Annotated in this window: 24 protein-coding genes, 1 tRNA gene and 1 pseudogene; 11 read left to right on the plus strand and 15 right to left on the minus strand. The window is 72.1% G+C overall.

The genetic code is table 11. The features are described 5' to 3' along the window. Positions 1-166: 166 nt before the first annotated feature. Positions 167-243, minus strand: a tRNA-Met gene (locus tag OG896_RS12365). A 42-nt stretch (positions 244-285) separates the two neighbouring features. Next, positions 286-3,318, minus strand: coding sequence for a UPF0182 family membrane protein (locus tag OG896_RS12370; protein WP_329373934.1), 3,033 nt, complete (start codon positions 3,316-3,318; stop codon positions 286-288). Positions 3,319-3,450: 132 nt separating this feature from the next. Between OG896_RS12370 and OG896_RS12375 the strand changes: the two genes are divergently transcribed. Beyond that, positions 3,451-4,011: a PPA1309 family protein gene (locus tag OG896_RS12375; RefSeq protein WP_328469033.1), complete on the plus strand. Its 561-nt coding sequence runs from the start codon at positions 3,451-3,453 to the stop codon at positions 4,009-4,011. 78 nt (positions 4,012-4,089) lie between these two features. Here the strand turns inward: OG896_RS12375 and OG896_RS12380 are convergent, their stop codons facing one another. From OG896_RS12380 to OG896_RS12395, 4 genes are all read right to left on the minus strand, one after another. Then, positions 4,090-5,163 carry a YlbL family protein gene (locus tag OG896_RS12380; RefSeq protein WP_329365006.1) on the minus strand — a complete coding sequence of 358 codons (1,074 nt, stop codon included), beginning with the start codon at positions 5,161-5,163 and terminating at the stop codon, positions 4,090-4,092. Between the two features lie 9 nt (positions 5,164-5,172). Then, on the minus strand, positions 5,173-5,433 hold the full coding sequence (locus OG896_RS12385; protein ID WP_329365008.1) for a hypothetical protein: 261 nt from the start codon (positions 5,431-5,433) through the stop codon (positions 5,173-5,175). A gap of 179 nt (positions 5,434-5,612) precedes the next feature. Continuing rightward, positions 5,613-6,098 (minus strand): molybdenum cofactor biosynthesis protein MoaE, encoded by a 486-nt coding sequence (locus OG896_RS12390; RefSeq protein ID WP_329365010.1) that lies wholly within the window; start codon positions 6,096-6,098, stop codon positions 5,613-5,615. Positions 6,099-6,201: 103 nt separating this feature from the next. Next, positions 6,202-7,305, minus strand: coding sequence for an SDR family oxidoreductase (locus OG896_RS12395; RefSeq protein ID WP_329365012.1), 1,104 nt, complete (start codon positions 7,303-7,305; stop codon positions 6,202-6,204). A 199-nt stretch (positions 7,306-7,504) separates the two neighbouring features. Here OG896_RS12395 and OG896_RS12400 point away from each other — a divergent pair, with 199 nt between their 5' ends. Then, complete coding sequence (locus tag OG896_RS12400; protein WP_329365014.1) at positions 7,505-9,052, plus strand: zinc-dependent metalloprotease; 1,548 nt, start codon at positions 7,505-7,507, stop codon at positions 9,050-9,052. Further along, positions 9,049-9,579, plus strand: coding sequence for an NUDIX hydrolase (locus OG896_RS12405; RefSeq protein ID WP_329365016.1), 531 nt, complete (start codon positions 9,049-9,051; stop codon positions 9,577-9,579). Before OG896_RS12400 ends, OG896_RS12405 begins: the two co-directional genes overlap by 4 nt. A gap of 137 nt (positions 9,580-9,716) precedes the next feature. Here the strand turns inward: OG896_RS12405 and OG896_RS12410 are convergent, their stop codons facing one another. The 4 genes from OG896_RS12410 to OG896_RS12425 all read right to left on the minus strand — a co-directional run bounded on the left by OG896_RS12410 (position 9,717) and on the right by OG896_RS12425 (position 13,688). After that, positions 9,717-10,481, minus strand: coding sequence for an AIM24 family protein (locus tag OG896_RS12410; protein WP_329365018.1), 765 nt, complete (start codon positions 10,479-10,481; stop codon positions 9,717-9,719). A gap of 16 nt (positions 10,482-10,497) precedes the next feature. Then, positions 10,498-11,181 (minus strand): AIM24 family protein, encoded by a 684-nt coding sequence (locus OG896_RS12415; RefSeq protein ID WP_328469016.1) that lies wholly within the window; start codon positions 11,179-11,181, stop codon positions 10,498-10,500. 6 nt (positions 11,182-11,187) lie between these two features. Further along, the gene (locus OG896_RS12420) at positions 11,188-12,879 is read right to left on the minus strand and encodes a TerD family protein (RefSeq protein WP_329365020.1); all 1,692 of its coding nucleotides are present in this window, start codon (positions 12,877-12,879) and stop codon (positions 11,188-11,190) included. 197 nt (positions 12,880-13,076) lie between these two features. Further along, positions 13,077-13,688 (minus strand): M48 metallopeptidase family protein, encoded by a 612-nt coding sequence (locus OG896_RS12425; protein ID WP_328469012.1) that lies wholly within the window; start codon positions 13,686-13,688, stop codon positions 13,077-13,079. A 274-nt stretch (positions 13,689-13,962) separates the two neighbouring features. Between OG896_RS12425 and OG896_RS12430 the strand changes: the two genes are divergently transcribed. Both OG896_RS12430 and OG896_RS12435 read left to right on the plus strand, forming a co-directional pair. After that, positions 13,963-15,495 (plus strand): ThiF family adenylyltransferase, encoded by a 1,533-nt coding sequence (locus OG896_RS12430; protein WP_329365024.1) that lies wholly within the window; start codon positions 13,963-13,965, stop codon positions 15,493-15,495. A 22-nt stretch (positions 15,496-15,517) separates the two neighbouring features. Then, positions 15,518-16,867 carry an ABC1 kinase family protein gene (locus tag OG896_RS12435; protein ID WP_329365026.1) on the plus strand — a complete coding sequence of 450 codons (1,350 nt, stop codon included), beginning with the start codon at positions 15,518-15,520 and terminating at the stop codon, positions 16,865-16,867. Position 16,868: 1 nt separating this feature from the next. On the opposite strand, the gene OG896_RS12440 is transcribed toward OG896_RS12435, so the two are convergent. The 5 genes from OG896_RS12440 to OG896_RS12460 all read right to left on the minus strand — a co-directional run bounded on the left by OG896_RS12440 (position 16,869) and on the right by OG896_RS12460 (position 20,915). Continuing rightward, positions 16,869-17,087 (minus strand): hypothetical protein, encoded by a 219-nt coding sequence (locus OG896_RS12440; RefSeq protein ID WP_329365027.1) that lies wholly within the window; start codon positions 17,085-17,087, stop codon positions 16,869-16,871. Between the two features lie 168 nt (positions 17,088-17,255). Then, positions 17,256-17,597 (minus strand): hypothetical protein, encoded by a 342-nt coding sequence (locus OG896_RS12445; RefSeq protein WP_329365029.1) that lies wholly within the window; start codon positions 17,595-17,597, stop codon positions 17,256-17,258. Continuing rightward, complete coding sequence (locus OG896_RS12450) at positions 17,594-17,965, minus strand: WhiB family transcriptional regulator (protein ID WP_402442625.1); 372 nt, start codon at positions 17,963-17,965, stop codon at positions 17,594-17,596. The genes OG896_RS12445 and OG896_RS12450 overlap by 4 nt, the downstream gene beginning before the upstream one ends. A gap of 194 nt (positions 17,966-18,159) precedes the next feature. Beyond that, on the minus strand, positions 18,160-18,543 hold the full coding sequence (locus OG896_RS12455) for a hypothetical protein (protein WP_402441977.1): 384 nt from the start codon (positions 18,541-18,543) through the stop codon (positions 18,160-18,162). Between the two features lie 137 nt (positions 18,544-18,680). Continuing rightward, positions 18,681-20,915 (minus strand): ATP-dependent DNA helicase UvrD2, encoded by a 2,235-nt coding sequence (locus OG896_RS12460; RefSeq protein ID WP_329373938.1) that lies wholly within the window; start codon positions 20,913-20,915, stop codon positions 18,681-18,683. A gap of 297 nt (positions 20,916-21,212) precedes the next feature. On the opposite strand from OG896_RS12460, the gene OG896_RS12465 reads away from it, so the two are divergent. From OG896_RS12465 to OG896_RS12490, 6 genes and pseudogenes are all read left to right on the plus strand, one after another. Continuing rightward, positions 21,213-21,467 carry a mycoredoxin gene (locus tag OG896_RS12465; protein ID WP_329365030.1) on the plus strand — a complete coding sequence of 85 codons (255 nt, stop codon included), beginning with the start codon at positions 21,213-21,215 and terminating at the stop codon, positions 21,465-21,467. A gap of 128 nt (positions 21,468-21,595) precedes the next feature. After that, positions 21,596-22,219 carry an RraA family protein gene (locus OG896_RS12470; protein WP_329365032.1) on the plus strand — a complete coding sequence of 208 codons (624 nt, stop codon included), beginning with the start codon at positions 21,596-21,598 and terminating at the stop codon, positions 22,217-22,219. A gap of 361 nt (positions 22,220-22,580) precedes the next feature. Beyond that, positions 22,581-22,949: pseudogene (locus OG896_RS12475) on the plus strand (GrpB family protein); the annotation flags it as partial. Then, positions 22,946-23,083, plus strand: coding sequence for a hypothetical protein (locus OG896_RS12480; protein ID WP_329365034.1), 138 nt, complete (start codon positions 22,946-22,948; stop codon positions 23,081-23,083). The pseudogene OG896_RS12475 and the gene OG896_RS12480, both read left to right, overlap by 4 nt. 124 nt (positions 23,084-23,207) lie before the next feature. Then, positions 23,208-23,693, plus strand: coding sequence for a MarR family winged helix-turn-helix transcriptional regulator (locus tag OG896_RS12485; RefSeq protein WP_329365036.1), 486 nt, complete (start codon positions 23,208-23,210; stop codon positions 23,691-23,693). A 170-nt stretch (positions 23,694-23,863) separates the two neighbouring features. Beyond that, a complete protein-coding gene (locus OG896_RS12490) occupies positions 23,864-24,421 on the plus strand; it encodes an isochorismatase family cysteine hydrolase (protein WP_329365038.1) in 558 nt (185 codons plus the stop codon). Positions 24,422-24,536: the final 115 nt, after the last annotated feature.

Consider the following 24,536-nt stretch of genomic DNA (forward strand, 5'->3'; position numbering starts at 1 on the left):
CAAGGCGTCAGGCCAAACACCGTAAACGTGATGTCACACGAACAAGTGAAGTGACCCGAACTCCCTTGACGGTAAGTCTGGTTCTCACCTAAACGGAGCGGCGCCCCGCGACCTGGCGGCGGGCGCGAAAAAACGGCCCGGGGTCCCTTGAGACCCCGAGCCGTCGTGGTAGCGGGGACAGGATTTGAACCTGCGACCTCTGGGTTATGAGCCCAGCGAGCTACCGAGCTGCTCCACCCCGCGTCGTTGTGTGCCAACCGTACCACGGCGCGGGATGTCACCTGATCAGCCCGCGTTCGAAGGCTTGGCGGCCTTCGCCGGGTTGACGGCCTTCGCCGCCTTCTCGGCCCGCTCGGCCTCCCGCAGCGCCTTGCCGAGGCGCCGCTGCGCCTCGCCGTACGCCGTCCAGTCGTTCTTCCGCATGGCCGTCTGCGCGTCGTCGTACGCCTTCTGGGCTTTCGTCAGGGCCGCCTCGACCTGGGGGTCGGCGGAGCTGCCCGGCGGCGAGGCGGTCGGCCCGCCCGGGCTCGCGGGACCGGTCGGGCCGGTGGGGCTCGTCGGGCCGGTGGACGTGCCGCCGCCGCTGCCGAAGAGGGAGTCCAGCGCCTGGTCGAGGGTGTCGTCGAACGCGTTGCGCCCGTTGAAGCTGACGAACACCTTCTTCAGCAGGGGGTAGTCGACGTTCGCGCCGCGCAGGTAGACCGGCTCCACGTACAGCAGCCCGCCGTCCAGCGGGAGGGTGAGCAGGTTGCCGTACTCGATGGTGGAGTCCTTGCCGCGCAGCCGGGAGATCTGCTGGGCGTAGGCGGAGTCGGAGTTGAACTTGCTCTGCACCAGCCGCGGCCCGTCCACGGGGTCGTCGGTGGGCGTCTCCAGCAGGCGTATCTTCCCGTAGTCCGGGCTGGTCGCGTCGGAGTCCACCGCGACGAACGCCGCCAGGTTGCCGCGCCCGTCGGGCGTGAAGGTGGAGGTGAGCGAGAACCTCTGCGCACTCTGGCCGGGCATCTTCAGGCTCAGGTAGTACGGCGGCACCGCCTTGCCCGACTTGGACGCGGGGTCGTTCGGGACCTGCCAGACCTGGCTGCCGGTGTAGAACTGCGCGGCCTTGGTGACGTGGTACTGGGTGAGCAGCTGGCGCTGCACCTTGAACAGGTCCTCCGGGTAGCGCAGATGCGCCATCAGCGCGGCCGGGATCGCGCTCTTGGGCCGTACCGTGTGCGGGAACGCTTTCATCCAGGTCTTGAGCACCGGGTCCTTGGCGTCCCACTGGTAGAGCGTCACGGCGCCGGTGTAGGCGTCCACGGTGGCCTTCACCGAGTTGCGGATGTAGTTGACCCGGTTCTGCCGGGCCACCACCGACCGCTGGTTGTCGGTGAGGGAGTCCGCGGTGGTGTTGCCCAGCGTCGTACGCGAGGCGTACGGGTAGTTGTCGCTCGTCGTGTAGGCGTCGACTATCCACACCACGTGCTTGCCGACGACGGCCGGATACGGGTCGCCGTCGATCGTCAGCCAGGGCGCGACCGCCTCGACGCGCTGCTTGGGGGTGCGGTGGTAGAGGATCTGCGAACCGTGCCCGATCGCGCCCGAGTAGAGGATCTTCGGCTCGCCGAGCGTCACCGCGTACGCGGCCCGGGTGACCGGGTTGTCGAGGCTGACCCCGCCGTTGCCCCGGTAGGTGGTGGTCACCTCGCGCTTCTTCTCCGCGTAGTCCAGCTCCTTGGTGGGGCCGCCCACGATCGAGTACTGCTTGGTCTGCTCGCCGAAGTAGATCTGCTGCGTGTACGGGCCGAGGGCGCCGGCGGTGGGCAGGCCCTGCTCGGTGTAGACCGGCTGGCCGGTGTGGTCGGAGTCGCTCGACGCGCCGGAACCGGCGCCGGAGCCGGTGTCAGTGCCGTTGCCGGAGCCGGCGGTCGAACCGGCGGTCGAGCCGGCCCCGTTGCCGGTCACGGTGGTGCCCTTGGCCGCGACCATCCCGTAGCCGTGGGTGTACTTGAAGTGGTCGTTGATCCAGTTGTTCTCCGGGATGCCCTTCACGTTCAGCTCCCGGACGCCGACCACGGTGTCCTGCTCCTTGCCGTCGACCGTGTAGCGGTCGACGTCCAGGGTGGAGGGGAAGGAGTAGTAGCTCCCGGACTGCTGGGTCTGCTGGAAGGTCGGTGAGACCACGTTGGGGTCGAGCACCCGGATGGATGCCGCGCTGCCCGCGTCGGCGCGCAGCTTGGCGTTCGACGCCTTGCTGGTGCCCTTGTAGTCGGACTCCACGGTGTCGTCGATGCCGTACGCGGCGCGGGTGGCGTCGATGTTCCGCTGGATGTACGGCGCCTCCTTGGCGGCCTCGTTCGGCTGGACCTGGAACTTCTGCACGATCGCCGGGTACAGGCCGCCGATCAGGATCGCGGACAGCACCATCAGGCCGAAGCCGACGGTCGGCAGCGTCCAGGTGCGGCGCCACAGGGTGGCGAAGAACAGCAGCGCGCAGATCACCGCGATCGAGAACAGGATGGTCTTGGCCGGCAGGTACGCGTTGGCGTCGACGTAGCGCAGGCCGGTCCAGTTGTCGGTGGCCTTGATCCCGCTGGACTTCACCGCGAGCGAGTAGCGGTCCAGCCAGTAGGCGACCGCCTTCAGGGAGACGAACAGCCCGAGCAGCACCGACAGGTGCCCGGTGGCGGCCGTGGTGGCGCGGGCGCCGGGCGAGGTGATGCGCAGCCCCCCGTACAGGTAGTGCACCAGGACGGCGGCCAGCAGGGACAGCAGCACGACGGCGAAGCAGAAGGCCAGCAGGAAGCGGTACCAGGGCAGGTCGAAGGTGTAGAACGACACGTCCTTGTGGAACTGCGGGTCCTTGGTGTGGAACGGCGTCGCGTTGACGAACAGCAGCCACAACCGCCACTGACCGGTGGCCGATCCGCCGGCGACCAGCCCGACCACGGTGCTGACCGCGAGCAGCACCCACTTCTTGTACGGCGCGATGCCCATCCGGTACCGGTCGAGGTTCTGCTGCTCGGGCGACATCGCGCTCAGCGGCGGGCGCAGCCGGTGCGCCAGGAACATGTTCGCGCCGACCGCCAGCCCCATCAGCAGCCCGAAGGCGCAGAACAGCGCGATCTTCGTCCACAGCACCGTGCCGAACACCGAGGAGTAGTGCACCGACCGGTACCACAGCAGGTCCGTCCAGAAGCCGGCGAACATCACGAACGCGATCATCAGCAGGGCCAGCACGGCCACGGTGACGAGCAGCGTACGGGCGCTGCGCGACGGGCGGCCGACGGTGAAGCGAGGTGCGGGCGCCCCTCCGTCTCCGTCGCGTTCCGGCATCTCGAATACCACGGTGCGCACCTCGAAGTGGTCGGCGATCTCGGGGTGCCCCGAGTCGGACTCCCACAGGTGCAACTTATCGACGCATTGGCCGGTTCCCGATTCCGGTCGGAGAAGGGGGAGGATACTGACATGTCCAACACTGCGACCGAAGGTTCGCCGCTCGCGGCGAACCCCCTGACCCGCGCCGTCCTCGAGATCGACACCTATGCGTCGGGCCTCGGCTGGGACCGGCCCGCCCGGCTGTTCGCCCTCGTCGACACCGCGCACCTGCGCACCCGGGAGCCCGCGCTCGCCGACCAACTCGGGCTGGACGCCGCCGACTCGGCGGCCGAGGGCCTGACCCCCATCGAGCAGGACGAGTTGCCGGCCGGCCAGGCGCTCGACGAGTTCCTGGCCACCATCGCCTGGCCCGAGGTGATCGCCGGGTGCGCGCTCACCGTGGAGCGGCTGATGCTGCCGCCGTCCGCCGAGGCGGCCATCCCCGACGACCTGGACGACAAGGCGCTGGCCGCCTGGGTCGCCGCGCACCCGGAACGGCAGGAGGTGCGGATGACGGTCGGCGTGCTGCGCGACGGGACGCGGGAGTCGGCGGTGCGGCTGCGCGCGAAGGACTCGGAGACGGAGGTGCTGACCGGCAAGGACCTGGTGCCGGGGCTGGCGGACGCGCTGAGCGCGACCTTCGAGGAGTGAGGGAGGGCGGCTGAGCGCCTAGGTTGCCGGGGCCGCGGGAAGCGGGACGGGCCGGGCGCGGGAGGGCCGCCCCGGCGGTCAGCTCTTGCAGCTCGGCAGCTTCGAGACGTCGCCGTCGCGGATGTCCTTCAGGGCCGCCATGGCGTCGTCCAGGGTCTTCACCTTGACCAGGGTGAGGCCGCCGGGGATGTCCTTGGCGGCCTCCTCGCAGTTGTCGGCCGGGGTGAGGAAGTACTTCGCGCCCTTGTCGCGCGCACCGATCGTCTTGAGGCTGATACCGCCGATCGGGCCGACGTTGCCGTTGTCGTCGATGGTGCCGGTGCCGGCCACGAACGCGCCGCCGGTGAGGTCCCCCGGGCTGAGCTTGTCGATGATGCCGAGCGCGAACATCATGCCGGCGCTGGGGCCGCCGACGTCCGCGAGCCGGATGTCGATGGTGAACGGGAACAGGTGCTCCACGCCGGCCTGGATGCCGACGACCGCGCGCTTGGCGCCCTCGTCGTCGGAGGTGCGGGTGGTGATCGTCACCTGCTGGGTGGGCGGCGCCTTCTTCTTCACGTCGGCCGCCCTGACCACGGTGAACACGGTCTTCTCACCCGGGGTGTGCTTGGTGACGAAGGTCGCCACCTGGTCGGCCGCGGTGACCTGGTGGCCGTCCACCGCCTTGATCACGTCACCGGCGTGCAGCAGGCCCTCGGCGGCGCCGCCCTTGACCACGGCGGCGACGATCACCCGGGACTGCACGGGGATCTTCAGCTCCTCCAGGGCGGCGACCTTGGCGCTGTCCTGCGACTGGCTGAACTCCTCGGCGTTCTCCTGGTCGGCCTGCTCGGCGGTCTGGCCCTTGGGATAGAGGGTGTCGTGCTCGACGACCTTGTCGTCGTGCCGGGCCCAGCCGAGCACCGCCTCGACCAGGTTCATCCGGTAGTCGGCACCAGTGACGCGGACCGTCGTCATGTTCAGGTTGCCGCTGGTGGGATACGTCTTGTGGCCCGAGATGTCGATGACCTTCTCGCCGCCGTAGCTGCCCAGGGTGTTCACGGTCGGCCCGGGCGACATCTCCGCGTACGGAGTCGGTGTCACCAGCGCCACGCACAGCAGCGCTATCAGCGTCAGAGTCGAGGCGAGCAGCGTCGCGGTGCGGCGTGACATGCCCTGACCCTACGGGACCGGTCCGACAACCGGCCCGCGGGGTGAATCCTCCTCGTCCTCCGCCGGGATGTCCCCGTCGACGGCGGAAACCGGGGCGCCGCCGGCCGCCGCCGGGGTGACCGAGGACGTCTGCATGGCCTGCCGGAACCGCTCGTAACCGGCGAGCGAGGCGCCGTCGCCGAGGCTGCGCCGGCGGGCGGCCCAGCGGGCCCAGATGGCGGCGGCGACCGCGGCGGCCACCGGAATGAGCAACCAAGTGAGTGCTCCCACTGCGAACTCCCCGATCCCCTATGACCCAAACGAGATTAATCAGACCTATGAGCAGATTAACCACTCGGTGAGTCAACGTTCGGCCGGGGCGCGGGGTTACGCAACCCGAAGTACCACTAACGGAGGGTGTTCGGCGCCGGCTCGCCGCCTCGCCGAGGGCCGCCCTTCGGCGAGGAAAGCTACGCGCCGACCCAGTCCTGCTCGCCGTCCGCGAAGGTCTGGTGCTTCCAGATCGGCACCTCGCGCTTGAGGTCGTCGATCAGGCGGCGGCTGGCGGCGAACGCCTCGCCGCGGTGCGGGCAGGCGACCGCGACGACCACCGCGATGTCGCCGACCCGCAGGTCACCGACCCGGTGGACGGCGGCGAGCGCCCGTACGGGGAAGTCCGCGGCGACCTTCTCGGCGACCCGGCGCAGCTCGGCCTCGGCGGTGGGGTGCGCGGAGTACGACAGCCCGGTCACCTGGGCGTCGGGGCGGCCGTCGTGGTCGCGGACCGTGCCCACGAACAGCGCGGTGCCACCGGCGGCGTCGTCGCCGACCGCGGCGAAGACCTCGTCCACCGACAGGGGCGTGTCGCGGATCGCGAGCAGGCGGACGACCGGTCCGTCGTCGGCCGCGCCCCCGAAGGACGCGGGCTCACCGGGTGCGCCGGATACGGATGCCATGCCTTCCATCCTGCCTCACTCCCCCGCTCATACCGCGATGCGGAAACAGTATTCCATTACCGTCGATCGTTGGGGGCCGTCAGGGCTCACCAGCCGTCAGATGTCACAGGCCGCGGCGTCTGCGGGCGCTGCGCACCACGGCCGCCGCGCCGATCAGGGCGACGGTCGCCCCCGCGGCACCCAGCGTGGTGGCGTCCTTGCGTCCCAGGCGGCGCCCGGCGACGGAGTTGCGGCCCTCGACCTCGGCGAGCAGTTCGGCGAGCACCTGCTCGTTGGACCACTGGGGCCGCCAGCCCGCCTCGTACAGCTTGCGCCCGCTGACCACCCAGGGGTGCATGGTGTACGCGAGGTCGCCGGCCGGCGACGGGGTCAGGCCCAGTCGGTGCAGCCGGGAGGCCGCGCCGAAGGCGACCGCGGCCGGAAGCTCCATCCGGCGGACGCCGGACAGCTCTTCGACCTCCTCCTGCTCCAGCCAGCCGTCGCAGCCGACCGCCATCTCGCCGTCGACCTTCTCCAGCACCGCGAACTCCAGCGCCGACACCAAGTCCTCGACATGGCAGAACTGCCAGCACGGCCGGCTGCCCGCCACCACCAGCAGCCGCGGCGACTCGAAGTACCGGGTCAGCGCGGTGTCGGTGTCGCCCACCAGGACCGCGGGCCGCAGGATCGTCACGTTCAGGCCGGGGTGGGCGCGCGGGGCACGGCGGCCGAGCCGCTCGATCTCCAGCAGGTCGTCCACGAAGCTCGCCTCGGACGTCGCCCGCAGTGGCGCGTCCTCGGCGAGCGGCACGTCGTTGTCGGCCTGGGCGCCGTAGACCATCGCCGAGGTGCACAGCACCACGCGGTGCACGCCGGCCGCGGCGGCCGCGGTCAGTACGGTCTGGGTGCCGCGCACGTTGAACGCCGAGCGGGCCTTCGCGTCGGACTCCAGGTCGAGGTCGAGCGCGAGGTGCACCACGACCGACGCGCCGCGCAGCTTCTCGGCGATCGCCGGGTCGCGCACGTCCAGCACCCGCCAGGTCGCCCCGGGCACGTCGCCGCGCCGCTCGTCGATCGCCACGACCTTCCTGACCTGGTCGGACTCGGCGAGCCGCATGGCCAGCGCGCGCCCCACCCCGGAAGCCGCGCCAGTGATCGCGACCACCGGCCCGGACCCGGCCCGACCGGGGCTCCGCTCTGGGCGAACGTGTGCTTCTGGGGAACTCACCGGGTGTCTCCCACGGTTGTCTCAGATACGTACAGCGCCATCCTGCCGGACGGGTGTCTACGCTGGAGGTAGAGCCCATCACACCGGGCCGGGCCAGCAAGACCTCCCGACAACCGCCGCACCACCGGCAGCCAGAGTTCCAGCCCACCACGAACCGGCCCCCGACACAGCCCATCACGACACAGATCCGAGGAATCCCGTGAGTGACATCCCATTCGGATTCGGCGTCCCTCCCGAGGAGCCCGAGGACGGGGACGAGGGCAAGCAGCCCAAGGGCGGCCAGCCGAACCCGTTCGGGTTCGGCGGCGACAACCCCTTCGGCCCGGGCGGCGGCGACAACCCGCTCGCGGCGATGTTCGGCTCCCTGAACCCCGGTGACCTGGGCGCGGCCTTCCAGCAGCTCGGCCAGATGCTCTCCTACGACGGCGGTCCCGTGAACTGGGACATGGCCAAGGACATCGCCCGCCAGACCGTCGCCCAGGGCACCCCGGACGGCGTGAAGGACGCGAGCGTCGGCCGCGCCGACCGCGACTGGGTCCAGGAGGCGGTCCGCCTCGCCGACCTGTGGCTCGACGGCGCCACGTCCCTGCCGTCCGGCGCGAACACCGCCGTGGCCTGGAGCCGCGCCGAATGGGTCGAGGCGACCCTGCCGGTGTGGAAGGACCTCGTCGACCCGGTCGCCGAGCGGGTGGCCGGCGCCATGGGCGACGTCCTGCCCGAGGAGATGCAGGCCATGACCGGCCCGCTGCTCGGCATGATGCGCTCCATGGGCGGCGCGATGTTCGGCTCCCAGATCGGGCAGGCGCTCGGCACCCTGGCCGGCGAGGTGGTCGGCTCCACCGACGTCGGGCTGCCGCTCGGCCCGGCCGGCAAGGCCGCCCTGCTGCCGGCCAACGTGGCCGCGTTCGGCGAGGGCCTGGGCATCCCCCAGGAGGAGGTGCGGCTGTACCTCGCCCTGCGCGAAGCGGCCCACCAGCGGCTCTTCGCCCACGTGCCCTGGCTGCGAGCCCACCTGTTCGGCGCCGTCGAGGGATACGCGCGCGGCATCAAGGTCGACACCGCACGCCTGGAAGAGGCCGTCGGTCAGCTCGACCCCACGCAGCCCGAGCAGCTTCAGGAAGCGTTGCAGCAGGGCATGTTCCAGCCCGAGGACACCCCGGCGCAGAAGTCCTCGCTGGCCCGGCTGGAGACCGCCCTCGCGCTGGTCGAGGGATGGGTGGACGCGGTCGTGCACGCGGCCGCCGCCCCGCACCTGCCGTCCGCGGGCGCGCTGCGCGAGACGCTGCGCCGCCGCCGGGCGACCGGCGGCCCGGCCGAGCAGACCTTCGCCACCCTCATCGGGCTGGAGCTGCGGCCGCGTCGGCTGCGCGACGCCTCCCGGCTGTGGGCCTCGCTCACCGACGCCCGTGGCGTCGAGGGACGCGACGGGCTGTGGGCGCACCCCGACATGCTGCCGACCGCGGCGGACCTCGACGACCCGGACGGCTTCGTACACCGCGACGTCATCGACTTCTCCGAACTCGACAAGCTGCTCGGCGAGGCCGCCGGCGGCACCGGCAGCGGCCCCGAGACGAGCCTGGACAAGGGCACCAAGGGCACCGCAGGCGGTAGCGCGGCCGATACACCCGCCGGGCCGGAGAAGCCCGCAGAGACCGAGGACGGCGGTTCGGCCAAGGACGCGAGCGCGGACGCCGAGAGCACGGACACCGAGCGCCCCGACGACAAGGACGGCGACACCGGCAAGTGAGCACCCTGCACAAGGACGCGGTGGGCGTCCTGGAGAGCTGGCACGCCCCCGACGCCGGTCAGGACGAGCTGCGCCGGGAGTACCTGGCGCACCTGGCCGCCCACTCGGACGGCATGGAGAAGCTCTGCAAGGCCGGGCACCTCACCGGCAGCGTGCTCATCCTGGACGCCGAGCGGCAGCACGTCCTGCTCACCCTGCACGCCAAGCTCAAGCTGTGGCTGCAGACCGGCGGCCACTGCGAGCCCGCCGACACCTCACTGTCGGGTGCCGCGCTGCGCGAGGGCACCGAGGAGTCCGGCATCCGGGGGCTCGATCTCCTGGTGCCCGGACCCGTCAACCTCGACCGCCACCTGGTGCCGTGCGCCTGGCACCTCGACGTCCAGTACGCCGCGGTGGCTCCCCCGGGTGCCGTCGAGTCCATCAGCGACGAGTCGCTCGCGCTGCGCTGGTTCACCTTCGACGAGGTCGCCGAGCTGCCGGACCGGTCGGTCCGCACCCTCGTGGCACGCACCAGGGCGCTGCTCTGAGGAGCGCGGTCCGGCCGGACGGGTAGAGCGCCACGGCCGGCGGGAGACGGACCGGCCGGCGGGAGACCGGCGATCGGAGACCGGTAAGAGGCGCCGACCCTGGGTCGGTGCCCCTTACCGCGCAGTTCCTCAGGGGCTCAGCGACCGCCCCACACGTTCCCCTGGTTGGCGCCCTGCGCGCCCTGCGCCCCGACGCCGTACTGCGCCCGCAGGCCGTGCAGTTCCACGTTCTGCGGCGGCATCATCTCGCTGGGCTGCACCAAGACGTAGCCCTGGCCGACGAAGTTCAGCTCCCAGCCCTCGCCGGTGTTGCCGCGCCGCCGGAACACCGACGAACTGCTGGTCTGCGCCTGCATCTGGACCCGCAGCGAAGTCGACCAGGCGACGACCGCGTCCGCGTCGCAGGACACGTACGTGTTCGGGGTGACCGGGAGCATCAGCGGCTTGCCGGACGTCATGAGGGCGACCTTGCCCTGCCCGGCGATGGCGACGTTGTACTGCCCGGTGCCGGCCAGGCCGTACTGGCTGTCGACCGCGATGACATCCCAGTGCAGGCCGGAGTCGAGCGCCAGCACGTAGGCGCTGTCGACGGTGAGACCGTCGTGGTCGACATCCAGGATGTGGATCTGCTGGGCGAGGTTCGCCAGGTACACCGTGCCCTGGCCGGAGCAGCGCATCAGGTCCAGGCCCTCGCCGGTCGCGCGGGCCGCGCTGCGCTGGAAGTGCGACTGGTACTCCCCGTCGAACTCGATCATGCCCTGGTAGGCGACCATCGCGCCCTTGCGGGCGAGGCAGTCCGGGCCGGTGTCACCGTCCAGCCGGACCCGCAGCAGATAGGAGTTCTGCAGGCTGTAGTGGTCCTGGTTCTGGACCTCGGTGAAGGCGAAAAGCGGGCTCTGCATGATGTGTCGCTCCCCCTCAGCCCCGGGCCCGGAGCCGGTCGGTACTGTCCTCGCTGGGCTGGACGACCACGAAGCCCTGGCCGGAGAACGCGATCTGGAACGCCTCGCCGCTGCCGCGCCCGATCAGCGACGACGCCTTGAAGCTGCGCTTGGCCTTCATCTTCAGCCCCGACGACCAGGCCACCAGGGCGTCAGGGTCGACATACGTCTCGTCGGCGCCGGACCCGCAGTCCACCACGATCGGAGTGCCGCGAGAGGTGATCGCGACCCAACCGGTGCCGGACACCGCGACGTTGAACAGGCCCTGGCCGGCGAACTTCGCCAGGCCCTTGACCCGCTCGACGCCCCATTGCAGGTGCGCGTCGAAGGCCAGCAGGTTGGTGCCGTTGACCGACACCGACTCGTTGTCCAGGTTGACGCAGACCACGTCGGCGCCGTAGTCGGCCAGGTAGAGCAGGCCGTCGCCGGTGCACTTCATCACCGGCGCGCTCTCACCGGTCAGCCACGACGCGGCCATCTGCCGTACCGCCGGCGGGTTCGGCTCGTACTGGATGAAGCCCTCGTAGGCGATCATCGAGCCGGTGCGGGCGTAGAGGTCCTGGCCGGTGGCCATGGCGACCTTGAGCATGGAGGAGCCGTGGTTCTCCATCCGGGCGGCGACCGGCTTGGGGGCGTAACCCGCGATCATCTGCTGGTCCATGGCGGGTCACACCTCGTAGGGCTGGACGACGATGAAGTTGCCGGGCGCGCCGCGGAACTGGAGGTTCACGGTCTCGCCGCTGTGGCCGGGGTAGACGCTTCTGCGCAGCCGCACCTGGCTGGAGACGATCACCTGGGAACCCGCCGACCAGGCGACGATCGCGTTGCTGTCGGCGTAGGTGGTCGGGGTGACCGGGAGGACCACAGGGGTGCCGTGGGTCTTGACGATCACGGTGCCGGTGCCCTGGAACTGCATGGTGAACAGGGCGCCGCCGGGGATGCCGTGGCCCTCGATCCTGCGCACCTCGTACTGGAGCCCCTCGTCGAAGGCGAGCACGTTCTCCGCGGAGACGCAGATCGCGTCGCCCTGGAGCTCGACGGGGTGCAGGTAGGCGGCGTTCTCGGCGAAGAAGACCTGGCCGCCGCCGGTGCAGCGCATGAGCTGCATCTCCTGGCCGGTCATGTTGCCGACGACGCGGCCCCTGAAACCCGCGCCCTTGTAGGCGAAGTCGACCTTGCCCTGGTAGAGCACCATGGCGCCCTGACGGGCCAGCACCGGCTGTCCGGTGCCCTGGCCGAGGTCGGCGCGCATCATCTTCGGGTTCTGCTGCGTCCAGCGCTGACCGGTGGGCTGCTCGCGGTACTTCTGCATGGAGACGGTGAGGCCCGCGCCCAGGGTGGGCGTCGGCGGCACGGCGTATCCGCTCTGGCCGCCCATCGGGGGTCCGGGCGGGCCGGGTCGGCCGAACTGGGCCGGCGGCCCGGGCTGCTGCGGGAAGGGCGGCGGAGCGGCCTGCCCGGGGAAGGGGGGCGGCGGCGCGGGCGGCGGGACCTGGCCGAAGGGCGGCGCCTGGGCGGGCGGAGTGCTCAACGGCCCGACCATGGTGGGCGCCTGGTGAATCGAGAGGCCGCCGGCTCCGGGCAGCGGCGGAGGGGTGGGGGCGGCCGGCGGGGTGGGGCCGACCGGCGGCGCGCCGAACGCGGGTGCCGGCGGTGGGACTTGGACCGGGGGCGGCGGCGCGGGGGCGGGCACGGCGGCCGGCGCCGGGAGCGGCGGCGGGGTGCCCGCGGCGGGCCCTGGCGGCGGCGCGAAACCGGGTGCGGGGGCCGCCGCGCCGGCGGGCGGGGCGAACCCCGGGGCGCCCTGCGGCTGTTGAGCGGCCGGCTCCTCCTCGGCGACCTCGCCGCCGAAGTTCCGCAGCAGCGCGTCGAGTCCCCCGTCGAAGCCCTGCCCGACCGCGGCGAAGCGCCACACGTCCTTGAGGTAGACGTCGGCGAGCATCACCGCGCGCTCGGTGCTGAACTCCGCACCGGTGAAGGCGTACCGCGCCACCTCCTCGCCGCCCGCGACCAGCCGGATGTAGCCGGGCGAGATCTGCGACATCTGCCCGTCGCCGTCGATGGTGGCGGTGAAGGACAGCTTCCGCACCGCGTCCGGAATCCGGTCGAGGGTGACCCGGAAGGACTCGGTGTCGCCGGCCTGCGCGCCGAGGAGCTGGATCGACTCCTCGGGCGACTTCGGCTGGTTGAAGAACACGAAGTACCGGTCGTCCGAGAGCTGTTCGGCGGCGTCGAGCCCGAAGCAACTGATGTCGAACGTGAGGCCGGGAGCAGTGATCTGCACGCCGACATAGAGATCCCTGCCGGCGGTCAGATCAGTGATCTTGGCCTTGTGGCCACGTTGGAACTCCCTGGCCATGCGCGACCTTCCCCCATTCCGCTTGTCGTCCGGCTCGTCGCGCCGCTTCGTACGCGCCCGTCGTCCTTGTGCGTTGCGTCAGGCTAACGGCTCGCATCGGAACCGGCCATCACCAGCTTGTACCGGTAAGGCGCCGGGCTTGTCCCGACGGGGTGACGGAGTGACGGGGGTGCGCGCGGCCGCGGGGCCGGGGCCGGTCAGTCCTCGCGCGGAGCGGGCGCGTGCGGCAGGCGGTCGACGGCGACGACGCCTTCCAGGAACCCGCGGGCGCGCTCGGTGCGCGGGTAGCTCTCCAGCAGCTTCCAGAACTGCGGGCCGTGACCGGGCACCAGCAGATGCGCGAGTTCGTGCAGCAGCACGTAGTCGATGACGTACTCGGGCATGCCCTGAAGGCGGTGGGACAGCCGGATGCTGCCTTCGGCCGGGGTGCACGACCCCCACCGGGAGTTCTGGTTGGTGACCCAGCGTACGGTGTCGGGTACGGCCCGGGCGTTCAGATACTGCTCGGAAAGGCGCTCGGCGCGGGCGGCCAGTTCGTCGTCACCGGGCATCCGGCGGCTCTCCTGAGCGGCGAGCTTCTCCAGCATCACCGTCACCCAGCGCTGCTCCTCGGCCGCGGACATCCGAGCCGGCAGGAGAACGATCGTACGGTCGCCGTCCCGATAGGCGGACACCGTACGGCGGCGACGGGCACTGCGGCGCACCTCCACCGGGCCTGTCATGCCTGGGCCACCCGCTCCGCCCGGCTCGCCCGCCCGGGTGCCGCGGGCGGGCTGGTCTGCGATGTCATGGGCAGGATCGGCGGACACATCTCGACGTTACCCGCTGTACGTGGGGGAAGTCCCGCCCCCGGGCCGGTTGCCGCGGGAATCACCTCGCTTTGTACGCATCTTGAACGACTATCCCTCACAGCCTGTGGATAACTTCTCCGGCCTGGTGAGTTTTTCGGGCATGGTGGAGATATCAGTCACTGAGAGTGATTGGGCGATTCGGTGGCGGTATGTCCGAGCGGGCTTTGGCGCGGGCGCGGTGGCGCGCCCGGGGTGTGCTCGGACGCGCCCGGCAGGCGAGGAGGGCCGAGCCATGCGGTTGATGTTGAAGAGCGCGCTGCGCAGGAGCTGGCGGGACCGGGAGTGCGTGCAGTTCGGGGTGGACCCGGAGCGGGCGGTGGTGCTCGAGCCGGTGGACGGACCGTCGGCCGGGTTCCTGTCGCTGCTGGACGGCACGCGGAGCGCGGACGTGCTGGCCCGCGAGGCGGAGGCGCTGGGCCTGGGGCCCGACCGGGTCCGGCACCTGCTGGGCCTGCTGGCGGAGGGCGGCGTGCTGGACGACGCCTCGGCGCACTCCGACCTGTCCGGGGCGCTGCGGCACCGCACGGACATGCTGGACCGGCTGCGCCCGGACCTCGCGGCCCTGTCGGTGGTACACCCGGGCCCGGGCGCGGGCGCGCTGCGGATACGGCACCGGCGCGCGTCGCGGGTGCGGGTGCTGGGGGCCGGCCGGGTGGGCGCCGCGGTGGCGTCCGTGCTGTCGGCCGCAGGGGTGGGGGCGGTGGACGTCGTCGACGTGGGGCGGGTCGAGCCGTGGGACATCGGCCCGGCGGGCTTCCCCGCCGAGCAGGTGGGTGAGCGGCGCGATGCCGCGGGAAGGGGTGCGGTCCGCCGCGCCGCGCCCGGGGTGACCCGCGGGCACGGCCGAGCCGGACCGGGTGGCGCCTCGCGGGCGCCGGGAGCGGTCGGCGCAAGCGGTGCCGGGGCGGCGGGCGGCGGCGCGCTCACCGTGGTCGCCCCTCGGGACGGACTGCTCGCCTACGCACCCGACGCGGCCCAGGCGCGCCGCCTGGTGGCTTCGGGAGTGCCACACCTCTACGCGGGGGTGCTGGAGGGCACCGGCCTGGTCGGGCCGCTGGTGCTGCCCGGGCGGAGCGGCTGCGGGGAGTGCCAGCTGCTGGCGCTGGCCGACCGCGATCCGGCCCTGCCCCGGGTGCTGGCCCAGTTGCGCTCCGGACGCCCGTCCGCGGTCCCGGCCTGCGACATCGCGCTGGCCACGGCGGTGGCGGGGTTGGCGGCGGCGCATGTGCTGGCCCACCTGGACGGGCGGGTGCCGCCGAGCGCGGGCGCCCGGGTGGAGCTGTCACTGTCCCGCTTGTCCACCCGGGTGCGGGCGCTGACCGCGGACGGCCGCTGCGGGTGCGGGGCGGCGGCGCGGCGGCGGACCGTCGGCGCGCCGGGGGCGCGAGGAGCGATCACCGCCGACGCGCCGACGGCGAGCGTCGGAGGTGGTGGCGCCGTGAGTCGGGAGGCCGGAAGCGGGGGCGGCGGCAGCCAGAGCGCCGGAAGCGGGGGCGGCACCGCGGAAACCCACCGTGCCGAGGTCCACGCGGCCGGGCCCGCCGCACCCGCCGGGGCGTGGACGGGGACCGGCGTACGGCCACGGCTCGGGGCAGGGACCGGCCCGGGGACACGGGCGACGGCGGGGCGCGCATGCGGGACCGCTGCTGCGGGTGGGGAGGGCCCCGGCAGCGGGGCCGCGGGGTCCCGGGAGCGCTCGCCACAGGCGATAAGTCGAGATCGTCACGGCCGGGCGGCGGCGGAGGGAGGCACAATGGCCATGTGACCGACGGGAAATGAGGGGGCGCATGTCTGATCTTCCGCGCAAGGCGGTGACTCGCACCGCGAAGCTGGCCGCGCTTCCTCTGGGCTTCGCCGGGCGGGCCACGCTCGGGCTGGGCAAGCGGCTGGGCGGCCGGCCGGCCGACGAGGTCGCCACCGAGTTGCAGGAGCGCACCGCCGAACAGCTCTTCAAGGTGCTCGGGGAGCTGAAGGGCGGCGCGATGAAGTTCGGGCAGGCCCTGTCGGTGTTCGAGTCGGCACTTCCGGAGGACGTCGCCGGACCGTACCGCGCGGCGCTCACCAAGCTCCAGGAGGCCGCTCCGCCGATGCCGGCCCGCACCGTGCACCGGGTGCTGTCCGAGCAGCTCGGCAAGGACTGGCGCTCGATGTTCACGTCGTTCGAGGACATCCCGGCCGCGGCCGCGTCGATCGGGCAGGTGCACCGGGCGGTGTGGAGTGACGGCCGCAAGGTCGCGGTGAAGGTCCAGTATCCGGGGGCCGGGGACGCGCTGCTGTCCGACCTGTCGCAACTGGGCCGGGTGGCGCGGCTGTTCGGCCCGCTGGTGCCGGGAATGGACGTGAAGCCGCTGCTCGCGGAGTTGCGGGCCCGGGTCGCGGAGGAGCTGGACTACGAACTGGAGGCCGCGGCCCAGCACGCACACGCGGAGGAGTTCGCCGGGGACCCCGATGTCGAGGTACCGGATGTGGTGCACCAGGCGGACCAGGTGCTGGTCACCGAGTGGATGGACGGGGTGCCGCTGTCGGAGGTGATCTCGGGCGGAAGCCGGGAGATGCGGGACCGGGCCGGACAGTTGCTGGCGCACTTCCTGTTCGCCGGCCCGGCCAGGACCGGGCTGCTGCACGCCGATCCGCACCCGGGCAACTTCCGCCTGCTCGTCGACGACGGCCCGGCGGAGGGCTGGCGGCTGGGGGTGCTGGACTTCGGCACGGTGGACCGGCTGCCGGAGGGCCTGCCGCTGCCGATCGGCACCGCGCTGCGGCTGGCGCTGGCCGACGACGCGGAGGAGGTGTACCGCATGCTGCGCGCGGAGGGCTTCGTCAAGCCGACGATCACCCTCGACGCGGAAGCGGTACTGGACTATCTGCGGCCGATCATCGAGCCGGCCGGGCGGGAGGAGTTCCGGTTCGACCGGGCGTGGATGCGGGCGCAGGCGGCCCGGATCGCCGATCCTCGGTCGCCGGCGCACCAGTTGGGCAAGCAGTTGAACCTGCCGCCGTCGTATCTGCTGATCCACCGGGTGACGTTGAGCACGGTCGGGGTGCTGTGCCAGCTCGGCGCCGAGGTGCGGCTGCGTGCGGAGTTGCAGCAGTGGCTGCCGGGGTTCGACCCGGAGGGCACCGCGGCGTCGGCGTGAGCTACCACCAGGCGGAGTCGAGGCGCCCCTCGATGCTGCGCAGGTGTTCGCGGGCGCAGGTGTCGCAGAAGTAGACGCGGCGCCCGTTCTCGACGGAGCAGGTCCAGGTCAGCGGAAGGCCCTCGGCAGTGGCGCCGCAGCGACCGCAGGCCGTCCCGGACGTGCGCGGTGTGCTGGACGGTGTGCCCGTCGTCGTGGCCTGAGAGGGTTTCTGATCCACTGGGTGACGATACCTCCGCGGAAGCCGGTTTTGTCGCGATAACGCACTGCGGGACCGGTCCTGGTCGGACCGGTCCCGCGGGATCGTACGTGGTCAGCGTTGCTTCGAGGTTTCCGGTGTGCCGTTACGGCATCCCGGTCACGTCGCGAGGGCTGTCGCGTGCGCCGGCTACTGCATGACCGCCATGGCCAGCGCGCGCCGGGCGCGCATCGAGGCGCGTTCGGCACGGCGCTGGAGCCGGCGGGCGGTGAGCAGGCGCTGCGACCTACGTTGCTGTTCGGCCTCGCGCAGTCGCTGTTGCATATGGGCACGAGCCAGGGCTTCTGGCATGAGTTGCATCTCGAGGTTCCTGTTCTGGGTCGACGCGAAGGCGTCGGAAGTACGTGCGAGCTGATCGGTGCGGGAAGTCGTCATCGGGGCCTGATTCTTGGAGTTGCGGTGCTTCGGGTCATGCGTCAAGGGCCGGTCGATCGTGCCGGGCCGGGTGCGGAACATGGCGCGAGTGCTCATGCCGCGACGGCGTTCTTACGCGGACGGCCACGCGGCCGCTTGCGGGGAACCACGACGCCCTGGATGAACAGCTCGCCGCCCCAGACACCCCAGGGCTCGCGGCGGTCCTTGGCGCCGGCGAGGCACGCCTCGCGGACCGGACAGGTCTGGCAGAGGGACTTGGCGTACTCCACGTCCGCCGGCGACTCCGCGAAGAAGACCTCGGGGTCGTAGGTGCGGCAGGGGACGGGCACGCCGAGTCGCTCGATCTCGTCGTCGAGCTCGGTGAGGGGCAGCAAGGTGTTCTCCGGAGGGTCTGCGCTGGGGTCCCCGACGGCAGTGCCGAGGGGAGGGTGGTCGGTGAGGTCGCCGGTGGGCGTCCCGGTCAGGTCGGGCTGAAGTCCGGACGTGTCGTGCGGGGCGGAATGCACGGTGTTCGTTCCTCGTCTGTCGGTCCGGCCGGTGGGCCGGTCTTCGGTTGTGTCTGTCTGCGTAGACAGCGATCTCCGGGTGGAGAAAACAGAAGGGCCGCGGTTCCCGGTGTGGGATTCCGCGGCCCTGAGGGTGCCGACCTGACTCGATGTCAGGTTGGATCACTCCAGGGTTCAGGCCCGCGGAAGGCCCACATACCGTGCTGCGTCTTCTTTTGCTGCTGTCCGATCACCAGTCCGGCGGCAATGGCGCCCTTGACACCATTGGCACCGCCCTTGGCAGCCTTCGCGCTCGTCGCGCCGGCGCCGGCAGCCGCAGAGGTAAAGGCATAGGCGGTCGCCTGTGCCTTCGCCGCCGCTACCGCGGGCGCCCCGGTCGGTCGCTCACTGTGCTCACGCACCGGCAGGACCGGCAGCAGAGCAGAGGCGAGGGACCGGCGGCTGCCATGCAGCGAGACCACGGAGACGTCGAGCGAGCAGGCGGCTGCCATGACCGGACGATCGGTCATTTTGGTGATGGTGATGTTGCTGCTCACTGTGCTCGCCTCCTCTCGGCGTCTCGTAAGGGCAGTGGACCGGACTTGCCTAGTACATCACAGTCTTGGCGGCTCTTGGAAGACCCGTTCTCGACCGTGCTCACGCAGGCTATGAGGACTCCCGCGCGATGCGCAAACTATTTTTCGGCTTCTTCCGAAGAAGATTCCGCGCCCTCCTGCGAGTTGGCCGGAAGGGCCTCTTCCGGTACTTCGTCCGGAGCGTCGTATTCCGCGCTGTCCTGGGCTTCGTCGGCTTCGTCCAGGGGAACTCCGGTGCACAGCGCCAGCACGTCGGCGCCGAACTTGTCGAGTTTGCGGGCGCCCACGCCGGGGATCGCGGAGAGCCCCTGCTCGTCGGACGGCCTGACCTCGGCGATGGCCAGCAGCGTCTTGTCGGTGAAGACGCAGTAGGCGGGCTGGCCGAGCGCCTTGGCCTGTTCCATCCGCCAGCCGCGCAACCGGTCGTACAGCGCCTCGTCGAGGTCGGAGGGGCAGTCCTCGCAGCGCATCAGCTTGATCTCGCCGGCTTCGGACAGGGTGCGCCCGCACACCCGGCACAGCACCGGGCCGCGGCGCCTGCTGCGGCCGCCCGAGCCGCGCTCGGCGCCGCCCTGGCCGCCGGCACCGCCCCGGGCGCCGCGCGGCGCGGACCCCGGCCGTAGTCCGTCCATGAAGCGGGAGGGCCGCCGACCGCCGCGCCCGCCGGGTGAGCGCGACAGCGCCCACGACAGCGACAGGTGCAGACGGGCGCGGGTCACCCCGACGTAGAGCAGCCGGCGCTCCTCCTCGATCTGCTCGTCGGTCTTGGCGTGGGTGATCGGCAAGGTGCCCTCGGTCAGGCCGACGAGGAACACCGCGTCCCACTCCAGGCCCTTCGCGGCGTGCAGCGAGGCGAGAGTGACGCCCTCAACCGTCGGGGCGTGCTGGGCGTTGGCCCGCTCGTCAAGCTCCGTGACGAAGTCGGACAGCTCCGCGGCGGGCCGGGCCGCGGTGAAGTCCTCCGACAGCCGCACCAGCGCCGCCAGCGACTCCCAGCGGTCGCGCACCGCGCCGGAGCCCGCGGGCGGCTCCGAGGCCCAGCCGCGCGAGCTGAGCACCGCCCGCACCTGCTGCGGGATGGTCTCCCGCTCCTCGCCCGGGTCGGCGGCCGCGCGCGCCGCGCCGCGCAGCAGCATGCCCGCCTCGCGCACCTCGGGGCGCTCGAAGAACCGCTCGGCGCCGCGCAGCTGGTAGGGCACCCCGGCGTCGGCGAGGGCCTGTTCGTACACCTCGGACTGGGCGTTGATCCGGTAGAGCACGGCGATCTCGCTGGGGCGCACCCCGGAGTCGATCAGGTCCTTGATCCGGCGGGCGGCGCCCTCGGCCTCGGCCGGCTCGTCCGGATACTCCGTGTAGACCGGGTCGGGGCCCGGCTCGCGCTGCGAGATCAGTTCGAGCCGGTGGGCGGCGGCGTGGCCGCGGGCCTGGCCGAGCAGGCCGTTGGCCAGGCCGACGACCTGGGGGGTGGAGCGGTAGTCCCGGACGAGCTTGACCACGGTGGCGTCCGGGTGGCGGGTGCGGAAGCCGAGCAGGAAGTCCGGGGTGGCGCCGGTGAACGAGTAGATCGTCTGCGAGGCGTCGCCGACCACGCACAGATTCCCCCGGCCGCCGAGCCACAGCTCCAGCAGGCGCTGCTGGAGCGGGCTGACGTCCTGGTACTCGTCCACCACGAAGTGCTGGTACTGCGAGCGGACGGTGTCCGCCACGTCCGGCCGGTCCTGGAGGACGCCGACGGTCAGCAGCAGCACGTCCTCGAAGTCGATCAGGCCGCGGTCGCGCTTCAACTGCTCGTACGTCGCGTAGATCCGCGCGACCTCGGCCGGGTCGCGCGGCACGTCGCGCGAGGTCTTGGCGGCGACGGCCGGATACTCCTCCGGCACCGTCTGGGTGACCTTGCACCACTCGATCTCGCCGGTCACGTCCCGCAGCTCGCTGCGGTCCAGCCTGATCCTGGAGCGGGCGCCCGCCTCCGCGACGAGCTGCACCTTGCGGTCCATGATGCGCGGCATCTCGCCGCCGATCGCCCGCGGCCAGAAGTACTGCAACTGCCGCAGGGCGGCGGAGTGGAACGTCCGCGCCTGCACCCCGCCCGCACCCAGCTGCCGCAGCCGCCCGCGCATCTCCCCCGCCGCGCGCGCGGTGAACGTCACCGCGAGCACCGTCGAGGGCTGGAGGATGCCCGACCGCACTCCGTACGCGATCCGGTGGGTGATCGCACGGGTCTTGCCGGTGCCGGCGCCGGCCAGCACGCACACCGGGCCGTGCAGTGCCGTGGCGACGGCGCGCTGCTCGGGGTCGAGTCCGTCGAGCACCGCGTCCGCGGAGTCGGGCATCGCGGGGAAGAGCGAGTCGTGGGTTGTCGCAGTCACACCGCCACTGTGCCAGGTTCCGGCGACACCCCGGCGAAGTTATCCACAGGCTTGCCCGTCCGGTGTACGGTCCGCGGCGCGGCGGCGGCATCGAAGCGGCGCCGGAGCAGCGCCGGAGCAGGGGCCGTAGCGGGGCCGTAGCGGGACCGGAGAGGGCGGAATGCACGCGGCGCCCCGGACGTTCGGAGGAATGACGACACCTCGTCCGGCGTTGCCGGATGGAGGACCCCGAGGACCCCTGGACGAGGAGCGGATCACCACATGTCCGGCACCGTGACCATGTACAGCACTTCCTGGTGCGGCTACTGCCGCCGGCTCAAGAGCCAGCTCGACCGGGAGGGCATCGCCTACACCGAGATCAACATCGAGCAGGACCCGGAGTCGGCGAAGTTCGTGGAGGAGGCCAACGGCGGCAACCAGACGGTGCCGACCGTTCTGGTCGTGGCGCCCAGCGGCAAGAAGTCCACGATGACCAACCCCAGCCTCGCCCAGGTCTCCCAGGCGCTCAGCGCCTGACGTTCAGCGCCTGACGTACGGCACGCCCCCAGGCGCCCCGCCGCGCCCGGGGGCGCCTGACCGCCTGCTCCCAGGAGACCGCCCGGGACCCTCCGTGGCCGCCCCGCGCCGGTGCTACCTTCGGGATCATGGACGACGCCGCCGGGTTCCAGGACATACCGCCGACCACGCTCGCCGACCTCCTCGGCCGGGAGCAGGTCATGGACATCGGCATCCGGCCGCTGTGGCCGTCGATGCCGCGGGTGGCCGGTCCGGCCTTCACCGTGCGGTGCCCGGCCGGTGACAACCTCATGCTGCACGCCGCCATCCACCGCGCCCCGGCCGGCTCCGTCATCGTCGTCGAGGCCGGAGACGTGGACTACGCGGTCGCCGGCGGCAACGTCTGCGCGGTCGCCCAGCGGAACGGGATCGCGGCCTTCGTGATCGACGGCGTGATCCGCGACCTCGGCGAGATCCGCGACATGCGCTTCCCCGTCTTCGCGCGCGGCGTGCTCCCCATCCCGGGCGGCAAGGCCGCCGTCGAGCCCCTCAACGCCCAGGTCACCTGCGGCGGTGTCCAGGTGAACGCCGGCGACATCGTGGTGGCCGACGAGGAGGGCGTCGTTGTCGCGCCCCGGGACCGGGGTGCCCGTCTGCTCGCCGACGCCCGCGCGAAGCTGGCGAAGGAGTCCGCCGAGACCCTCGACATGTGGGAGGCGGCGCACCGCTCCCGCATCGACCAGATCCTCGCCGCCCAGGGCTACCAGGACTGACCCGGCCGCACCCACCCCGGCCGTCCACCGTCAACCGGCCTCCCGCCGTACCCGGCCCGCACCGGCACCCGCGGGGCGCGGACGTGGGACGGTGGGGGAATGCGGGGAAATCGGGAGGGCGTGGTGCGCGGCGTGGCCCGCACCGCGACAGGCGAGCCGCTCGGTTCCTTCTTCGTCGCCGTGACACCGGACGAGCCCAGGATGCTCCGCTTGGCGGCCCCCTTCACCAGCCCGACCGGCTTCTTCTCGCTGTCGCTGCCCGCGGGCGGGTACACGGTCCGCGCCGGAGTGCCCCGCCACGACGGGCAACCGGCACAGGGCGGCGCGCGAGCCGACGTGGTGGCGGGCGAGGTCACGGTGGCCGCGCCGGTTCGCCGCCGAGCGCGACCTGCTCGCGGACGCCCTGCCGGGCGCACGGGCGATCGAGCACGTGGGGTCGACCAGCGTGCCCGGGCTGTGCGCGAAGCCGACCATCGACGTGATGGCGGTTCTCGACGAACTGGCAGCAGTGGCCGATCGGGTGGAGCCGCTGGCACGGATCGGGTACGAGTACCGCCCCGGGTCGTTCGCGGCCGACGAGGGGCACATGTTCCTCCGCAAGATGGCGGACGGAAAGCGGACGCACCACCTGCACGCCGTGGCCGCCGGCTCCCCGCTCGCCGACGAGTTACCGCCTGTTCCGGGACTTCCTGATCGCGAACCCGGAGGCCCGCGCGCCGGTACGGGGTGATCAAGCGGACGCTCGCCGCCCAGTTCGCGTACGAGCGGCAGGGATACGTCGAGGAGAAGGAGCGCCTGGTCAGCGTGTTGATGACCGGTGCGCGGGAGTGGCGGCGAACAGGTCACGCGTGGAGCCCCGGCTAGCCTCGGACCTCCGTCGCTCTCCGGTACGGCGGCGGCGCCACCCGCAGGCACGCGTCATCGGCACTCTGGGCAATTTCGACAGCCAACTGTGCAGTTGGCTGAAGAGAATGCTAGCCTGCAGAACATGGACGATCAGCGTGCGCCGGAGCGTGCACCGGAACCGGAGCGGGAGCCGTCGTCGGCGTCTGACCCGGCGGCCCTCGCCGGTGAGCTGCGCGTCGTTCTCGGGCAGCTCACCCGCAGGCTCCGCGAGCAGGGACACGGCAGCGACCTCACCCGGTCCCAGTCGTCGGTCCTGCTCAGGATCGAGCGCGACGGAGCGGCGACGGCGACCGTACTGGCGCGCGCCGAGGGCATCCGCCCGCAGTCGATGGCGAAGATCGTCGGCGTCCTGGAGGACGCCGGGCTGATCAGCGGTTCGCCGGACCCGAGGGACGGCCGGAAGACCGTACTGAGCCTCACCGAGACCGCGCGCGAGAAGTTCCGTACCGGGCGGCTGGCGAAGGAGGACTGGCTGACGCAGGCGATCGGGGCCGGGTTCTCCGCCGAGGAGGTCGCGCGGCTCGCCTCCTGTACCGACCTGCTCCGACGGCTCGCCCAGTCGCCCTGACCCGTCCCGCTCCCGCCTCCCCGGCACCGCTCGACCTCCGCCGTCCCGCTCCCGCCTCCCCGGCACCGCTCCGCCGCTCCACCTCCGTCGTCCCGGCCCCACCGCCGCTCCGGCGTGCCCTCACCCGGCTTGTCGGCACCTCACCACCCCGCCACTCCGAAGGACTTCGCATGCCCATCACCACCCTCGACCCGAAGACCGCGCTCATCGTCGTGGACCTCCAGGCCGGCATCGTCACCCTGCCGCTCGCGCACCCCGTCACCGGGATCGTCGACCGCTCGGCGGAGCTGCTGCGGGTGTTCCGCGACCGCGGCCTCCCCGTCGTCCTCGTCAACGTGGCGGGGGCACCGTCGGGCCGAACCGACCAGGGCCGCCCCGGCACCCGTTCGTTCCCCGAGGGCTGGACCGACCTCATCCCGGAACTGGACCGGCAGCCCGAGGACATCCTCGTGACCAAGCACGCGCGCAGCGCCTTCACCGGTACCGGCCTGGTCGACCGGCTGCGGGCACTCGACGTCACTCAGGTGGTCGTCACGGGCATCGCCACCGGCAGCGGCGTGGAGTCCACCGCCCGGGACGCGCACGAGCAGGGCTTCCATGTGACGCTGCCCGTCGACGCCATGACCGACCGGGACCTGTCCACGCACGAGCACAGCGTGGCGAACGTCTTCCCGCGCATCGCCGAGGTCGGCAGCACCCAGGATGTCCTGGACGTCCTCGCCAAGTGACGGTGTCCGGACCTCGGACCGAGGGCCGCGCCCATGGCGGCGACCGGGGCGCGTTCCCCCGGCGCCCCCCGAGGCGCGGCCCTCGTCGCTTTAGTGCCTGACGGCAGGTCAAACC

Source organism: Streptomyces sp. NBC_00669 (assembly GCF_036226785.1).
Taxonomy (GTDB): Bacteria; Actinomycetota; Actinomycetes; order Streptomycetales; family Streptomycetaceae; genus Actinacidiphila.

Excerpts from the sequence above, each read along its gene's own strand:
- OG896_RS12470 (WP_329365032.1), top strand. The coding sequence starts at position 21,596 with ATGGACGACGCCGCCGGGTTCCAGGACATACCGCCGACCACGCTCGCC.
- OG896_RS12460 (WP_329373938.1), bottom strand. The coding sequence starts at position 20,915 with ATGCCCGACTCCGCGGACGCGGTGCTCGACGGACTCGACCCCGAGCAG.
- OG896_RS12490 (WP_329365038.1), top strand. The coding sequence starts at position 23,864 with ATGCCCATCACCACCCTCGACCCGAAGACCGCGCTCATCGTCGTGGAC.
- OG896_RS12485 (WP_329365036.1), top strand. The coding sequence starts at position 23,208 with ATGGACGATCAGCGTGCGCCGGAGCGTGCACCGGAACCGGAGCGGGAG.
- OG896_RS12435 (WP_329365026.1), top strand. The coding sequence starts at position 15,518 with ATGTCTGATCTTCCGCGCAAGGCGGTGACTCGCACCGCGAAGCTGGCC.
- OG896_RS12430 (WP_329365024.1), top strand. The coding sequence starts at position 13,963 with ATGCGGTTGATGTTGAAGAGCGCGCTGCGCAGGAGCTGGCGGGACCGG.
- OG896_RS12380 (WP_329365006.1), bottom strand. The coding sequence starts at position 5,163 with ATGTCACGCCGCACCGCGACGCTGCTCGCCTCGACTCTGACGCTGATA.
- OG896_RS12420 (WP_329365020.1), bottom strand. The coding sequence starts at position 12,879 with ATGGCCAGGGAGTTCCAACGTGGCCACAAGGCCAAGATCACTGATCTG.
- OG896_RS12410 (WP_329365018.1), bottom strand. The coding sequence starts at position 10,481 with ATGCAGAGCCCGCTTTTCGCCTTCACCGAGGTCCAGAACCAGGACCAC.
- OG896_RS12415 (WP_328469016.1), bottom strand. The coding sequence starts at position 11,181 with ATGGACCAGCAGATGATCGCGGGTTACGCCCCCAAGCCGGTCGCCGCC.
- OG896_RS12370 (WP_329373934.1), bottom strand. The coding sequence starts at position 3,318 with ATGCCGGAACGCGACGGAGACGGAGGGGCGCCCGCACCTCGCTTCACC.
- OG896_RS12375 (WP_328469033.1), top strand. The coding sequence starts at position 3,451 with ATGTCCAACACTGCGACCGAAGGTTCGCCGCTCGCGGCGAACCCCCTG.
- OG896_RS12445 (WP_329365029.1), bottom strand. The coding sequence starts at position 17,597 with ATGAGCACTCGCGCCATGTTCCGCACCCGGCCCGGCACGATCGACCGG.
- OG896_RS12390 (WP_329365010.1), bottom strand. The coding sequence starts at position 6,098 with ATGGCATCCGTATCCGGCGCACCCGGTGAGCCCGCGTCCTTCGGGGGC.
- OG896_RS12465 (WP_329365030.1), top strand. The coding sequence starts at position 21,213 with ATGTCCGGCACCGTGACCATGTACAGCACTTCCTGGTGCGGCTACTGC.